At 40.8% G+C, this 14,111-nt stretch carries 13 protein-coding genes; 6 read left to right on the top strand and 7 right to left on the bottom strand.

Annotated elements, in window-relative coordinates; all coding sequences use genetic code 11:
• Nucleotides 1–26 precede the first annotated feature (26 nt).
• Entirely contained in the window at nt 27–3,509 is a 3,483-nt protein-coding gene (locus tag ACKTT2_RS40850) for a PAS domain S-box protein (protein ID WP_407897279.1), read from the bottom strand.
• Nucleotides 3,510–3,792: 283 nt separating this feature from the next.
• Here ACKTT2_RS40850 and ACKTT2_RS40845 point away from each other — a divergent pair, with 283 nt between their 5' ends.
• Both ACKTT2_RS40845 and ACKTT2_RS40840 read left to right on the top strand, forming a co-directional pair.
• Complete coding sequence (locus ACKTT2_RS40845; RefSeq protein ID WP_407897277.1) at nt 3,793–4,068, top strand: circadian clock KaiB family protein; 276 nt, start codon at nt 3,793–3,795, stop codon at nt 4,066–4,068.
• 141 nt (nt 4,069–4,209) lie between these two features.
• Nucleotides 4,210–6,183, top strand: coding sequence for an ATP-binding protein (locus ACKTT2_RS40840; protein WP_407897275.1), 1,974 nt, complete (start codon nt 4,210–4,212; stop codon nt 6,181–6,183).
• A 165-nt stretch (nt 6,184–6,348) separates the two neighbouring features.
• Here ACKTT2_RS40840 and ACKTT2_RS40835 read toward each other — a convergent pair whose 3' ends face one another.
• The gene (locus ACKTT2_RS40835) at nt 6,349–6,699 is read right to left on the bottom strand and encodes a hypothetical protein (RefSeq protein ID WP_407897273.1); all 351 of its coding nucleotides are present in this window, start codon (nt 6,697–6,699) and stop codon (nt 6,349–6,351) included.
• Nucleotides 6,700–6,962: 263 nt separating this feature from the next.
• Between ACKTT2_RS40835 and ACKTT2_RS40830 the strand changes: the two genes are divergently transcribed.
• Nucleotides 6,963–7,898 (top strand): DMT family transporter, encoded by a 936-nt coding sequence (locus ACKTT2_RS40830; protein WP_407897271.1) that lies wholly within the window; start codon nt 6,963–6,965, stop codon nt 7,896–7,898.
• 11 nt (nt 7,899–7,909) lie between these two features.
• Here ACKTT2_RS40830 and ACKTT2_RS40825 read toward each other — a convergent pair whose 3' ends face one another.
• Nucleotides 7,910–8,791, bottom strand: a complete 882-nt coding sequence (locus ACKTT2_RS40825) for a phytanoyl-CoA dioxygenase family protein (protein ID WP_407897269.1) — start codon at nt 8,789–8,791, stop codon at nt 7,910–7,912.
• A 667-nt stretch (nt 8,792–9,458) separates the two neighbouring features.
• Between ACKTT2_RS40825 and ACKTT2_RS40820 the strand changes: the two genes are divergently transcribed.
• The 3 genes from ACKTT2_RS40820 to ACKTT2_RS40810 all read left to right on the top strand — a co-directional run bounded on the left by ACKTT2_RS40820 (nt 9,459) and on the right by ACKTT2_RS40810 (nt 11,112).
• Nucleotides 9,459–9,860 carry a hypothetical protein gene (locus ACKTT2_RS40820; protein WP_407897267.1) on the top strand — a complete coding sequence of 134 codons (402 nt, stop codon included), beginning with the start codon at nt 9,459–9,461 and terminating at the stop codon, nt 9,858–9,860.
• Nucleotides 9,861–10,093: 233 nt separating this feature from the next.
• Nucleotides 10,094–10,867 carry a hypothetical protein gene (locus ACKTT2_RS40815; RefSeq protein WP_407897265.1) on the top strand — a complete coding sequence of 258 codons (774 nt, stop codon included), beginning with the start codon at nt 10,094–10,096 and terminating at the stop codon, nt 10,865–10,867.
• 38 nt (nt 10,868–10,905) lie between these two features.
• Nucleotides 10,906–11,112 carry a cytochrome P450 gene (locus ACKTT2_RS40810; protein WP_407897262.1) on the top strand — a complete coding sequence of 69 codons (207 nt, stop codon included), beginning with the start codon at nt 10,906–10,908 and terminating at the stop codon, nt 11,110–11,112.
• A gap of 12 nt (nt 11,113–11,124) precedes the next feature.
• Here ACKTT2_RS40810 and ACKTT2_RS40805 read toward each other — a convergent pair whose 3' ends face one another.
• From ACKTT2_RS40805 to tftA, 4 genes are all read right to left on the bottom strand, one after another.
• Complete coding sequence (locus ACKTT2_RS40805) at nt 11,125–11,730, bottom strand: Uma2 family endonuclease (protein WP_407897260.1); 606 nt, start codon at nt 11,728–11,730, stop codon at nt 11,125–11,127.
• Nucleotides 11,731–11,849: 119 nt separating this feature from the next.
• Entirely contained in the window at nt 11,850–12,071 is a 222-nt protein-coding gene (locus ACKTT2_RS40800; protein ID WP_407897258.1) for a hypothetical protein, read from the bottom strand.
• Between the two features lie 82 nt (nt 12,072–12,153).
• Entirely contained in the window at nt 12,154–12,501 is a 348-nt protein-coding gene (locus tag ACKTT2_RS40795; protein WP_407897256.1) for a hypothetical protein, read from the bottom strand.
• A 248-nt stretch (nt 12,502–12,749) separates the two neighbouring features.
• Nucleotides 12,750–14,105: a hormogonium tapered terminus morphoprotein TftA gene (gene tftA, locus ACKTT2_RS40790; RefSeq protein WP_407897254.1), complete on the bottom strand. Its 1,356-nt coding sequence runs from the start codon at nt 14,103–14,105 to the stop codon at nt 12,750–12,752.
• Nucleotides 14,106–14,111: the final 6 nt, after the last annotated feature.

Genomic DNA, 14,111 nt, shown 5'->3' with positions numbered 1-14,111 from the left:
AAAGAATCTTTATATGCAAACAAATGCTATTCGCGATCTATAAGCTGTTGAGTTATATTCATTATGTAGTCATACTGAAAATCATTCACTAAATTTTGGAGTGCATTTGATATCATATAATGAGAGCCAGAAATTTCCTCAATTAAGGGAGTTATGAGGTCTAAATCTGCAAGGGTAGCAGCTGTATGAAGTCGAGCTATCCAAGAATCAGGCATTTGGGCAAGAAGTGACCCAAGTTCGTCAAAAGAAATCTGCTGTTTTGTTTGCTTGTCATCTACCGCTTGATAGATGTACGAAACGTGTAAATATTCTGCCAGTTTTTCAAAGATTGCGGACTGAAGAAATGGTTTGCGAACAAAATCGTCGCATCCTGCTGAAAGTACAAGAGCTTTGTCTTCTTCAAGCGCACTTGCTGTTAGTGCAACAATAATAGTTGCCTGTCCTTTCAGATGTGCTTTGATATGTTGCGTTGCTTCATACCCATTCATGATAGGCATTCGCATATCCATCCAGATAAAATGTGGCTCCCATTCTTCCCACACAGCAAGCGCTTCTCGACCATTTTCTACACCTCGTACCTCAAAACCGATTTGTTCTAGCAACTGTATGAGGAATTGACGGCTTTCCCAACGATCTTCAGCAACAAGGATGCGATAATGAGGTTGGTTGGGAGCAAGTCCAACAACAAATTGATAGGGCGATCGCGTCTGATGTTCGATAACTTCTGCCGTGGTTACTTGAATATAGAAACGAAACGTACTACCTTTTCCTGGCTCGCTACTAACAGTCAGTTGTCCTCCCATAAGTTCCACAAAAGAGCGGCTAATCGTTAAACCTAATCCCGTTCCCGACTCTCGTGGAGAAGATTGTATAAAGGGTTGAAAAATAGTCTCTTGCTCGGCGCTCGCAATACCACAACCCGTATCTTCGATTTCAAAATACAGGGTGTTATCTTCCCTATGTAACCGTAATGCTACACACCCTTCTTGTGTAAATTTAATTGCATTGCTAAGAAGATTTATTAAGACTTGGCGTAATTTGCTCTCGTCAGTACAAATGTATTGCGGTACAGAAGGGGAACGAACAAAGATAAGTTGAATTCTCTTAGTATTGGCTTTTAATCTAAATAAATCGTTGAGAGAATCAAGCAAATGATAGAGATCGAAGCTAACAAAGTTCAGAGTTGTACGACCTGCTTCGATTTTAGACATATCTAGGACATCATTAATTAAATTCAGCAGATGTTCGCCACTATCATTAATGATTTTTAAGTTCGCCTGCTGTTGTGGGTTGAGCGATGGATCTCTTGCTAACAGTTGGCTAAAACCCAAAATAGCGTTAAGAGGTGTTCGCAATTCGTGGCTCATATTTGCCAAAAACTCACTTTTGATGCGGTTAGCACTTTCTGCTTGTTGTTTGGCTTGTTCTAGAGCAAGTTCTATTTGTTTGCGATCGCTAATGTCATGAGCAATTCCCAGAATACACGGTTTTCTGTCGAGGTAAATCAATTCACCAGAAGCAAGGATAGTTCTAATTTCACCCCTACCCGAACGAAGTTCTGTCTCCAAACTGCTGACTGCACCGGTAGTGACAATCTGCTGAACCATTTGGTTTCGGCGAGCGAGATTAACCCAAACATTTAATTCTTCTATGGTACGACCGATAATTTGCTCGCGAGTCAGTCCACAAAACCTAAGAAAGCTATGATTGACCTCTAAGATAACCCCTTCGTGAAGCTCAGAAATAGCCATCATATGCGGACTGGCTAAAAAAGCTTTGGCAAACTTTTCCTCAGATTGTTGCAGGGCTAATTCTACTTGCTGCCGTTCGGTGATATCATTGTTAATGGTGAGAATGTAGGTTTGACCGCTCAGTTCTATCAACTCAGAGGATTGCAACACCGTACCAATCTCACCAGACTTGCGACGGTATTTAATTTCAATATTATGCACGCTTAAGCGATCGCGTAACATTTGAGTCACACGTTCTGCTTCTTCGGGACTCCATAAATTGAACTCTAGTGCCGATTTACCTAGAAGTTCATCGCGAGAATAGCCCGATTTCTCTACATAAGCATCGTTGACTTCCACAAAACGGCGCTCGGGCATACTAGAAATGCATATTGGATGGGGTGACATCCGAAACGCTTTAGAAAACTTCTCTTCTGATTGGCGTAAGGCTGCTGTTCGTTCTTCTACTCGTTGTTCTAGAATTTGGTTGGCATATTCGAGTTCTGCAAATGATTGCTGCAACTGAAATGCCATGCGATTAAACCCTTGTGAGAGCGTATCTAGTTCGTAAATTCCTATTGTAGGCAAGTTCTTACTCAGTTCTCCATCGGCAACGGCAAGACTTGCTTGGGCTAAGCGCAAAACTGTCTTGCTAATATAATTAGATATTACGATCCCTACTGCGATCGCTCCTCCTACTGCTAGCAAATAGAATACAACCTTTAGATGTTGAGTTCTTACAATCTCCTTTGTGAAGTCAGATTCAGGAATAGCAACAACAATGAGCCAATCAATCCCTAAAGAATTTTGAAGTGGTACGATTTGCACGAAGAGCTTTTGTCCGTCAATTTCAGCACTCAGCAATTGGCGACGCTTGATATTTGCCAAAAAATTGGGAGTCTGGTTGTGAAGATATTTTGCAGCCGATTGAATCAGAGGAACTCGGCTATTAACAGCTAATAAGCGACCCCGTACCTGTTTGTGCTTATCTAGTACATAAGGGTCTTCAGTTGTGGAAGACGCTACTAGTAATCCAGAACGTTCTATGATGAAAGCTTTCCCCGTGCGAGCAATTTTTTGACGTTGTAAAAACTCGTTTACTTGGTAAAGATCGTAATCAACCCCAAGGACTCCCAGCAATTTCCCAGTGCGATCGTAAATGGGTTGAGCTAAGGTTGCTGTTAGTGATAATCCTTGATAGTCCAAGTAAATAGGAGTCCAGATAGCCCGCTTCGCCCGCACTGCTATAGTATACCAAGGGCGTTTCCGTGGATCGAAACCAGGAGCGGTTTCTAGCAGTTGCGCGGGATTGCCTTCGCTGTCAATTGCATAGTCGTGGTATTTTCTCATCGTTTTCTCATTAATTTGTCCAATTCTCCAAGTACGATTGTCGTGAAGCCTCATGGCAACAATTTCTCCTTGTGTGTTGCCAAAGTAGATGGCTGAGATATTGGATGCAAGCAATTGCCTTTGATGCCAAAATTGACGTGTCAAGCTATTAACATCTTTCACGTTCAACTGCTTGAGTTTAATAGCAGTCGAGTTGATTCGATTGATAATATGAGGTGCTTCTAGATAATTCTCTAGTTTTGCGTGGAGGCGATCGCTAATTTCTGCTTGCAATTGATTGACTACAGCGTAAATAACTTCGTGTTCTGTCCTTCTAGATAACCATCTAGTAATGCTAACAGTTCCTATTAACAAAATGAGAAATGGAGTTAGAAAAATTGAGCACAATGGCAGTTGCCATCTTTTAATGTTGAAACGGATTAGTAGCATCTTCAATCAAATAACTATGCCTAACTCTTTTTATAGCAATCCTATCTGTTTTGTAGAAATTGAAATATCTAGATTCCCGACTTCTTAAATAAGTCGGGAATCTAATTAGTCAGCATTTTGACGTAGTTTAATTAACTGATTGGCATATATAGAGACACTTCACCTCCCTAACCATCGGTTAACAGAAATACTTCGTTAGTATGAATAATAATTACATTATTCAAACTTATAATAAACCTAATAAAGAAATGTGAATATATGTGGGTTATGACTGAAGAGATCGATGAGCGAGCGATATTTACTCAAGCTTTATGTTACCGGGTATACACATAGGTCTCAGGAAGCCATCTCCAATTTAATTCAACTGTGTGAGTTACATCTGAAAAATAAGCATGAGATAATTATTATTGATGTACTGGAGCAGCCTCTAGTTGCTGAAGCCGAAAAAATCTTATTGACCCCTACTTTAATCAAAGAGTTTCCTTTGCCAAAAGTACGAGTTGTTGGGGATTTATCAGATACTCCAACAGTTATGATGGAGCTAAATATTCCGCAATAACGCTATGAAATTTAGTATCAGAGCTTCTCTTCCTTAAGAAAGAGTTGTAAACTTAAGCCTTTAGGTAATACGATTCCGAGCTAAAAAGTGATTATGATTTATTCATAATAAAAAACTGACTCACCTATTCAAACTAAAAAAGTGGATGCTCAATTTAATATCTTGCTTCTACTGGTCTCGCCTGAAAAAACTCAGAATATCCTGGCGTTGTTAAACCAGGGGAGCTTTGCACCGAATTATAAGTGCAAGTGTATCTCAACAAGAAAAGATTATCTTTCTCATTTAGCTCGGAAGTGGGATGTTATTGTTGCTGAATATTGCCTAAAAGACATGGAAGCTTCAGAAGCATTGCTTTTGGCACAAGCACGAGAGATAAATGTTCCCTTTATCATTTTTAACAGTAGCAACAACGTTTCTGTGGCTGTAACATGTATGAAAGCAGGAGCTACAGACTACTTGTTACAAGATGAATTAACACGTCTTCCTCAAGTTATAGAACAGGTAATTGCTAGAAAAACACTGTTTGTAAAGAGTCAATCGCCAAGAATTAATTTAGAGCAAGAACTGCAAAAACAGACAGCAGAACTCAAACAGCAGAAAGAACATACGCAACAGATTGAAGCAGCAGCACAAAAAATTGAAGCACAGTTGCAAACGTTGATCGCTAAGAATGTTGATGGTATTGTAGTAGTAGATAAGCAAGGTATTATACGTTTTATCAACCCTGCAACCATAGATCTCTTTGGTCGCAAACAGGAGGAACTGTTAGGCGAACCGTTTGGCTTTCCTGTAGTTTCTGGTGACAATACAGAAGTTGATATTTGTCGTTGCGATCGAGGGAGTAGTGTAACAAACCCTTGCTCTGACAAAATTGCTCAAATGCGTGTGGTGGAAATTGAATGGTATGGGAAAACAGCATACCTCGTGTCTTTGAGAGACATTACCGAACGCAAACGGGCGGAGGAAGAGCGGACTAAACTCCTGGAACAAGCTCAAGCAGCTAACCGGATCAAAGATGAGTTTCTCTCCGTTCTGTCTCACGAACTACGAACGCCACTGAATCCTATATTAGGCTGGGTAAAACTTTTACAAAGTGGCAAGTTAGATACTGCTAAAACCACTGAAGCTTTAGCGACTATTGAACGTAATGCTCGCTTACAGATACAACTCGTGAATGACTTACTAAGTGTATCTAAAATTCTCAGCGGTAAATTAAATTTGAATCCCAGTCCTATTGATTTGACAACAATCATTGCAGGTGCTATCGATAGCGTGCGTCTTGCAGCTCGAGCTAAATCGATTGAGATAGTCACCATACTTGATAGCGATGTAGATCCGGTATTTGGCGATCCTAAACGTTTGCGCCAAGTCATTTGGAACTTGCTTTCTAATGCTGTTAAATTTACACCTTCTACAGGACGTGTTACAATTCGTTTAGAAAAGATTGATTCATTTGCTCAAATTCAAGTAAGCGATACAGGTAAAGGTATTAAAGGAGATTTTTTACCTTATATATTTGATTATTTTCGCCAGCAAGATAGCAGTTATTCTAGGAAGTTTGGAGGATTGGGCTTGGGTCTTCCTATCGTTCGTCACTTGGTCGAATTACACGGTGGAACTGTTCAAGCAGAAAGTCTTGGGGATGGCAAGGGCGCTACTTTTACTGTGAGGCTTCCATTGATACATTCTTCTTCCTTTACGCCGCAAGAGAGTACTCCAAATCATCGGGTTGTGGATTTAAGCGGAGTGAGTGTACTTGTTGTCGATGATGAACAAGACAGCCGGAATTTTTTAGTTGTCCTCCTAGAAAGCTACGGTGCTTCCGTCCGTGCTGTTGCTTCTGCACACGAGGCGCTGACATCGTTGATTGAACGACCGCCACATATATTCATTAGCGATATCGGATTACCCGGTATGGATGGTTATACCCTAATTAGGGAAATCAGATCTCTACCACCCGAACGAGGTGGGAAAGTACCTGCGATCGCTCTCACTACATTTTCGAGTGACGCGGCTCGAAAACAATTCCTGGGGACTGGCTTCACGCTTCATATATCTAAGCCAATTGAACCTAATATGTTGGCTACTGCGATTGCTCATTTGGTGAATGCTTAGTAGTCAACGTCTCTTAGCGATCGCAGTAGTTTTCAAGGTCTAGAAGTAGAAGTACATTATATTTTTTTGTCTGTTGTGGTACGGGCGTCCCCGCCCGTACACTCCTCATAAGGAGACGGGCGAGGACGCCCGCACCACAAGAAACAAGAAACCTTAGAACATTTTTTAATTGGAAGTCCTTAATAAAGAGTCAAACTCCACTTGTAAAGCCTTAATATCTGCAATTCTTGCGACCAGTACATTATCGCTACCTGCATCTATTAAACGTGACTTCCAATACAATATACTCTCTGAATGATTCATCCAAAAATCGATCGCACTATTGATAGCCTCATCTTTCTCCCAACCCCACTTTAGAGGTATGGGTTCTATTAATTGAATAAATGCATCAAGCGTGCATGTGTGGCTACCAACATATTCCAAAGCTAAATCCTGAGATTTTTGCCAAATCTGGTGTTGGTGAGTGAAAAAATCCAAAACTGGAGACACACCTACAAGATCGAATGCGTATTTCATTCTTATCCTCCTTATTTTTGGTCTTTTAAAGGAAGTGGTCAATTACTAAGAAAATTGGCACTAAAGCCAAATGAAGTGCTAATTTCTCTGACGTTGAAAATTAGCAATAAATTCCTAGGAGTGCTAATGTTTGTCTAGAAAAAATTTAGCAGTTGCGTACATAGAGTGCTAATGTTTATAAGAGTGTTTATTTTAAAATATTAGAAAATTCTTCAGCTGGAAAAGTGATTAATAATAATTTTAATATTTCTTTAATATTATCAGTGACAGATTTTAAAGGCGAAATCGCTGCTTTGTCTGCAGCGTGTCTGTGGGCTGTAGCATCTACGATTTATGGTCGATTGGGAGAACGTATTCCGCCGTTACAACTAAATCTGCTCAAAGGGATTATTGCGATCGCATTTCTTTTACTGACTATCCCGATAACTGGAGAATGGTTGCCTAACATTTCTATTTTGCCGTTGTGTTTGCTCGTAACAAGTGGCATTGTGGGTATTGGTTTGGGAGATACAGCCTTTTTAGCAGCTATAAATCACTTAGGGGCGCGTCGCGTTCTAGTTATAGGAACCCTTGCGCCGCCAATAGCAGCCATACTAGCTCTAGTTTTTCTACAAGAAAGAATAAATTTGAGTGCCTGGTGCGGCATTTTACTAACTATTCTGGGAGTGGCTTGGGTGATAACAGAACGCACTCCCGATGGAGGAATGGGGGAAACTGGAGATACGAGAAACGTTGCAGTACCTTTTTTCGCATCTCCTTTTTGGAAGGGAATAGGCTTTAGTTTACTAGCAGTCGTTACAAATGCGACAGGAATGGTACTTTCACGAGCAGCATTTATCGATAGCGGTGTAAACCCATTGTGGGCGGCTTTATTGCGTTTAAGTGCTGCAGAGTTAATTCTCCTATTGTGGATAGCTTTACGTAGTAGGCAAGGTAACTACCAGTTCAAAACTTTACATTCAAGACAATTTGTGATGGCAGCTATTTTTGCTTCCTTCTGCGGGACTTTCTTAGGAATTTGGTTGCAACAGACTGCTGTAAAATTTACGGTGGCGGGAATTGCTACGACTCTGATGCAGACTAGCCCGCTATTTACGATTCCTCTTGCTATTAGGATGGGTGAGAGAGTCAGTCCCAGAGCAATTGCAGGTGCTGTAGTTGCGATCGCTGGTATTGGATTGCTGTTTTATCTCAAATAAACTTTACACCACTACTTGCGCCAAAAAACGCATTGCTTGTGTTGTTCGGAAAACTGACTAGAAAGAAGAACTAAATCTTCTTCTGGTAAAGAAGACTTGCAATAAAAAGGGAACTTCGGTTGCCTGGAAGTATAGTCGTAAAATACCGCAAATCTATCTGAAGCCACTGGTATTTTTCCACGATGGAAGACGCTTGCAGTCCCAGCAAAAACAATTGTTCCAGCCGATCCCGTGCAAGATATGTAATTTGACGGCGAGATGACTCGTTCCATGGTTTTGTCTTGAAGATACCCATGCTTATATCTCAGAGCGTGAGTGAGTTCTGGAGTTAAAGACTGGGGAATATATTGAAAAGGTCCGTTTTCCTCATTGATGTCATTGAGATAAACAATGATTTTGAGCAGTTTTCGGTCTTCTGAGTCTATGTGCCACAACCTTGATTTCTTCTCAATGTTATTGGCTATATCTCTACGAAAATACGTGCCATGATAGGCTACTGGCAAGCCTAGATAATTCTCAACAATATTTAGTAAACGTTGCTCTAGCCCCCAAAGAAAGATTTCTCTTGATTCCATAATTTGCTTGGAAGTGGCATGAACAACGTAATCACTTTTATCCTCAGAACTTATTGTTGGTATCTTTGGCATCAAGTTTTTTGCTGCCTCAAACATCTGCGAACTTGAAGGAATTGAGAGCGCTTCTAATGAGGTAATGACAACTCCCTCTGTATTCAGAGTATCTACGATGTCGCGATCGGTAGTAGATAGATTTGGTAAGTATTTAGTATGATTTTTTACATTAAATTGATACTCTAACTCAGCTGGATTTTTTACAAATGACATCTCATAGAGATTTTTGAACAGTTGATTACGTACTTGCGTAGCAATAGTCATTGTTTTTTTAGTAAAATATAGAACATTTTTATTTACGTATTTTATAAATAATGTTACGTAATTTTTTTCTATAAATGTTGTTTTTTTATCAAATTTTATAGTAATTTTACAAAATGGGTGATATGGCAGTGATGCCCTACCGTATTCACATATACGGGCTTCAAAATTTGCCCTCCGGATATTTTTTTCTTAAAGAATCGTTACCTAAGTCAATAAGATTACTTAGGGCAACACGAAATTACTGCTCTACACGAGTCAAATTCACAACCTCAACAATTTTGTATAGATCGGCTTTTGATGAAGCTGAACAAATAGCTTGCAATAGTTGTTTTTATTACTTGACGAGAAATGCAAATTTCAGTACTGAGTTACATTCACAGTATATCTTTGTACAGCCGATTAATTCTTACGTTTGCTAAAACTTTATATCTTTAGTAAGATGAATATATAATTTCTTTACTATAGATGTAACCAGTACAAGTCGGTGGAAATCAGCTACTCCCTTCCCGTCAGAAGATTACTTAAACAAGTAGGGGAGCCACCCGAAGAGCGCGGGTTCCCCCACGACTGCTAGGAGTGGCATTGGGCATAGCCCCACCTACAAAAATCGGTAATTTTAGAGCGTCCAAGGAGTCAGTAAGTTAGAGCCACAGGAGTCCGAACAAAAATGAGGTTAATTATTAGCCTAGTCCTATTAATATTTTTGAGTGCATGTACGACGAGTGTACTTGCACCCACTTTCCGATTGGTTCAAAAAGCACTTACAATTGAGGTAGAACAGACTCAGCAACGACTCAGCCAACAACTCGATTTAAATTTTCAAGGATTTGAAATTCATCGGCTGTCAATTACTCAAGAACAGCCCCTAACCATTCAAAACTTACTAACTTATCGCGTTCGAGGAACCTACGAGCTGACATTCAAGTTACCAAAACGGCAAATAAAGCAGTCCCAAAAACCCTTTGAACTTTACCTACAACTTCAAAAGGAAGGTAAAACTTGGCGTTTACTGCTTCCTGAAAGTGGGATTGAGGGTTCTTGGCGGAGTTATTTAATCAGTGAGCAGTGACCAGTGAGCAGTGACCAGTGAGCAGTGAGCAGTGACCAGTGACCAGTGACCAGTGAGCAGTGACCAGTGAGCAGTGAGCAGTGAGCAGTGACCAGTGAGCAGTGACCAGTGACCAGTGAGCAGTGACCAGTGACTATTACAGGATTCAGTTGGAAAACTATCACAAGCATTTCTGCTTTACTCTTAATTCACAGCAATGATGGGGGTGGGAGCGTAATTGGAGGTATTGCAGAATGTATTTCACTTTTTTTATTGGTTCTAGTATAGGTGTTTTGGTTTCCGTATTGCTGGTTTTTAGCTTACTGCAATGGTTTCACGTGCCTACTGGGAATTTTCTGGATTGGGTTATTGGCGGTGCAAGTTTTTGGTGGTTATTAGCAATTGTCACTGTGCCTTGGAACGTTCATTTTCAAGCTAAAGAAGTGTTGGCGGAGGCTTCGCAATCTACTGATAAAGGCATTCCAGTGGATGAAAAACAGTTGCAGTATGTCCAGATTTTGGCTAAGCGATCGCTTTTGGTTGCCATTGCTTTACACTTACTGTCAGCGATCGCTCTTTATATTCTGGCGGTAACTGGTATTAGTGCAGTTGGTTACATTGGTTCTGGTGCTGCATTGTTATTGACTGGGTTGCGTCCTGCTGTCAGTGCTTATGAGTATCTCTATGCAAGGTTGACAAAGATTCGTCAGGAATGGACATACCCACGTGAAGATATAGTGGAACTTCGTTCTCGCTTCCAAATTCTTGAAGAAACGGTGAAGCGCCTTGAAGAACAACTGAATCCAGAACAGCCTTACTCCCTAGCTGCAAATCAGCAAGTTTACATAGAAGAAACTCGCAGAGAGTTAGCCCGTCTTGCTGCTAATATTGAAGAACTGCGTGCTACTAATCAGACAGAACACGAACGTTTAGCAAGAGAAGCACGACAAGCCGTAGCACAGCTTTCAACTGATGGGCAATTTTTAGACCACGTTCGCGAGATTATTCGTTTCTTCAAGTCAGCCTAGTTACTATATATTCGCAGGTAATGATAATCTGATTTGTATTGTTTCAAATAGCCCCCTTTGGAGGTGGGATACGTCGTTGCATTGGTGAAGCTTTGGCGTTGTTTGAAATGAAGTTAGTTCTCGCCACAATGATATCTCGCTATCAAATGACTTTGGCGAGCCAGACACCAGAGATTCCTCAACGGCGGGGAGTGACTTTAGCTCCAGGTACTAGTGTGAAGTTAGTTTTGAAAGGCAAACGATAATTATGTTAAGAGTTAACGAGGAAGAATATCATCTAGGCGAAGTTGGAGACTGGGTAAAAGAGGTGAGTTAATGGATTGATTGAGTCTGTACTGTTGTTGAATATAACTATCTTCAACTAACTGACAGACAGTAAAGGTAGGTTGTTTGGGTTTACCTATAAACGCTACACCTCCCAATCCTCGATAATCCACAATCCAATACTCAGGGATTCCTAAGAGCGCATATTCCTCGACTTTCCGAGCATAGTCAGTTTCCCAGTTAGTGCTAACCACTTCCACCACTAGTTTAATGGAACGCCCCAGCGTAATTACAGGTTCTCGATCCCAAAGAGGTTCTCTTTCGAGAACAGTTTCATCAAGAACTACAACATCAGGACGACGAGCTGTTGCAGCATCAGCAAAGGGGTAAATTAAGCAAGTGCGCGGAATAAACCAAGGAAGTTTTTCTGCAACAAGGCAAATCCCAATTTGGGTTGCTAGTTTGCCACTTACCGTTTCGTGAGGACCTGTAGGTTCCATGTTAATGAGTTCTCCATCTGCGAGTTCATAGCGGGGATCGTCTCGGTATTGGGAGAGAAAATTTTCTTTGCTAAGTATTTTTGGTGTGATATATGTCATGTTTTTAACCAACTAAGCCGCTTTGTTAACCAAGTTACAGGATTATCTAAAGCTATTTTTAACAAATCTTGATGACGCCGTGAATTCTTCAACAAACGGTCAATGGGTGTCGAGGATAATTACTTGAGACATTCCCAATCCTGTTCTTCAATAACAGGGCTAACTAGATCGCCCAAGGTTCTACCTTTACCTGCAATGGAAGGAGGGGGAGTCCGACGCTTGACTGCTAGTGTGGTATCCTCCAGAATTGTCACAATCACACGAGCAGATGATACTTTCGGTTCTGAAGTTAACCATTTAATCTGACCGTTTTCAAAAATAGCTTCATAACTTTTAAGCATTGTTCTCTCCCGATCCCATACTTTTAAAAATACTGACCTCCTAAAATTAGCCTTTCGGTGTTTTTGTAACCGCTCTAATTCATTATTGCGCGAATGCACGGGCTTTTGCGAGCCGGACAAGGTGTTCTATAGTTAAATAGCGCTCTAGCTCGGCTTCACCTTTCGCGCTCAAGTTTCCTGCTTTATTTTGTGCTAGTAAATCGCTGACACGAGCTTGAAATTCTGGTGAGGGTTTAATCGCCAGAATTTGCTCTGGAGTGGGTTGACTCGCCAACAACGCGACGATCTCTTTCTCATCAACAAAATTGCTAGTCAACTGTTCGCTTAGCAACTCTTGGAGACCACACTCTACTACCTCTGGTAAGCGGTCTTGGAACTGCTGTAGTTGTCGCCCTAGCTCCTCAGATACCTCTACAGTAATTTGCATCATCTAGTCTTATGGCTTTTCCAATGTTTTCCATTAGCTTCAGTTTAGCTATCAACAAAACATTTAGGGAATTAGGGAAATAGAAACTTGACATTTCGACCGGAAATTTAGCGATCGCATTTATGTTCGCTACTTGTAATCGAACTACTTAAGTTAAAGTATGTCAGATAACAAAATCACTCATGCACTCCAATATTAAATGAATATATTAATAATTAATGCATAATTGGTTTTGGCACAAGCTCTAACACTTACAGTAACCCTGCTGACTCATAGAGTCGTTTGAGCATAGCTATAATCTTATTCCCGTATTCCAAATCTGCTGACCACCTTCCTGATAACTGGTCAATTGTTGAAGCAACTCCCCTTGTCACAAACTGAAATCGCGGATCTACGACTTCTTGCACTAAGGGTTCCAAACTTGCGTAGGCTTTCAAATGTTGAATGTGCGCTCGAACACCAATTCTCGCACTCTCAAATGAAGCAGCCTCTGCTCCACCACCAATCGTACCCAACCCAGCAAAATTATTTTGTTCGGGTTTTATATCGCCACCAAATTGTAAAAACTCAGTTTCTAAACACATTTGACAAAAGGCAATATCGTAATTAACTCCCTCCATCATTGCTTCTTCTCTATAAAGTTTTGATAAGTCGGGAAACTGCATTATGGCATTGTCATTGTTATTTCTTAAAAATATTTGCAACTGCACTTCCGATGCATTGCCATGTGACATAATTCTGTCGATTTGACTGGGACAAATTTGTAGAATCGATCGCAAGGATAAAGTGCGACTGCTAGCTTCCCAAGAAATCGCAATACTATGCTCGCGCAATTCAACAGCTTTTACATAAACAACCCGGTGGTAAGTTACACGCCGAACATTGGGTGCTTTGGACAAATCAATTTGCAAACGGTCAACTAAATCGACAGGGATGTAAGCATTACCGTTGATGAGTATTCCTTGCTCCAAGTAATTTTGTCCGTTAATATTGATATGAATTGCTTGATAAGCCGCTTGTTCTTGTCCCGTGTCTGTACCGGGGTCTACTTCCCGACTCCATGAAACCAAACCTTCAGCAATTCCTACAGCAAAGTCGCGACGACGAGTTTGCAGCAAAGTGCGATCGTCTGGACTTGAAAGAAAACCAACTTCCATTAATAAAGAAGGAATGGATATTTGCCGACAAAATGTTAAACTTCCCATACTCGACATGGCGTCTGACTTAACACCCCTATTAGACAATTGAGGAACGCGACGTAGTAGCCCTACAAGTAGTAATTCCGCATGACTCTTGCGGTCTTCATTATTAGTGATATAAAATACACTAGCTCCGCGTACAGAGGGATTACTAGCTGCATCGCAATGAATTTCTAAAGCTACATCTTTTTGATGAGCGCGGGAATCGATCCAAACAATCGTCTGCTGAGCGCTCAAGTCATCGGGAACTGTAAAAACTTCAAAATTACGTGCTCTTAGTTCTGAGACAATCAGGTCTCGCAGGAGAATCATCTCTTTTGCTTCATTGGTACTTCCGGCTGTTGAAACCAGGTCAATACCGGATGCTTTTTTACCTCCGTGAGCTGCTGATAGAAAAATACGTCCCATAATTTA

This window comes from Scytonema hankhaensis NUACC26 (assembly GCF_045865695.1).
Taxonomy (GTDB): Bacteria; Cyanobacteriota; Cyanobacteriia; order Cyanobacteriales; family Nostocaceae; genus Scytonema.
The sequence above is the reverse complement of the archived record's forward strand: the minus strand, read 5'-3'. Positions and strand labels throughout refer to the sequence as shown.

Bases quoted from the DNA above. Each gene is read 5' to 3' on its own strand.
- ACKTT2_RS40850 (WP_407897279.1), bottom strand. From the start codon at position 3,509: ATGCTACTAATCCGTTTCAACATTAAAAGATGGCAACTGCCATTGTGC.
- ACKTT2_RS40825 (WP_407897269.1), bottom strand. From the start codon at position 8,791: ATGACTATTGCTACGCAAGTACGTAATCAACTGTTCAAAAATCTCTAT.
- ACKTT2_RS40805 (WP_407897260.1), bottom strand. From the start codon at position 11,730: ATGACATATATCACACCAAAAATACTTAGCAAAGAAAATTTTCTCTCC.
- ACKTT2_RS40820 (WP_407897267.1), top strand. From the start codon at position 9,459: ATGAGGTTAATTATTAGCCTAGTCCTATTAATATTTTTGAGTGCATGT.
- ACKTT2_RS40815 (WP_407897265.1), top strand. From the start codon at position 10,094: ATGTATTTCACTTTTTTTATTGGTTCTAGTATAGGTGTTTTGGTTTCC.
- ACKTT2_RS40800 (WP_407897258.1), bottom strand. From the start codon at position 12,071: ATGCTTAAAAGTTATGAAGCTATTTTTGAAAACGGTCAGATTAAATGG.
- ACKTT2_RS40835 (WP_407897273.1), bottom strand. From the start codon at position 6,699: ATGAAATACGCATTCGATCTTGTAGGTGTGTCTCCAGTTTTGGATTTT.
- tftA (WP_407897254.1), bottom strand. From the start codon at position 14,105: ATGGGACGTATTTTTCTATCAGCAGCTCACGGAGGTAAAAAAGCATCC.
- ACKTT2_RS40845 (WP_407897277.1), top strand. From the start codon at position 3,793: ATGAGCGAGCGATATTTACTCAAGCTTTATGTTACCGGGTATACACAT.
- ACKTT2_RS40795 (WP_407897256.1), bottom strand. From the start codon at position 12,501: ATGATGCAAATTACTGTAGAGGTATCTGAGGAGCTAGGGCGACAACTA.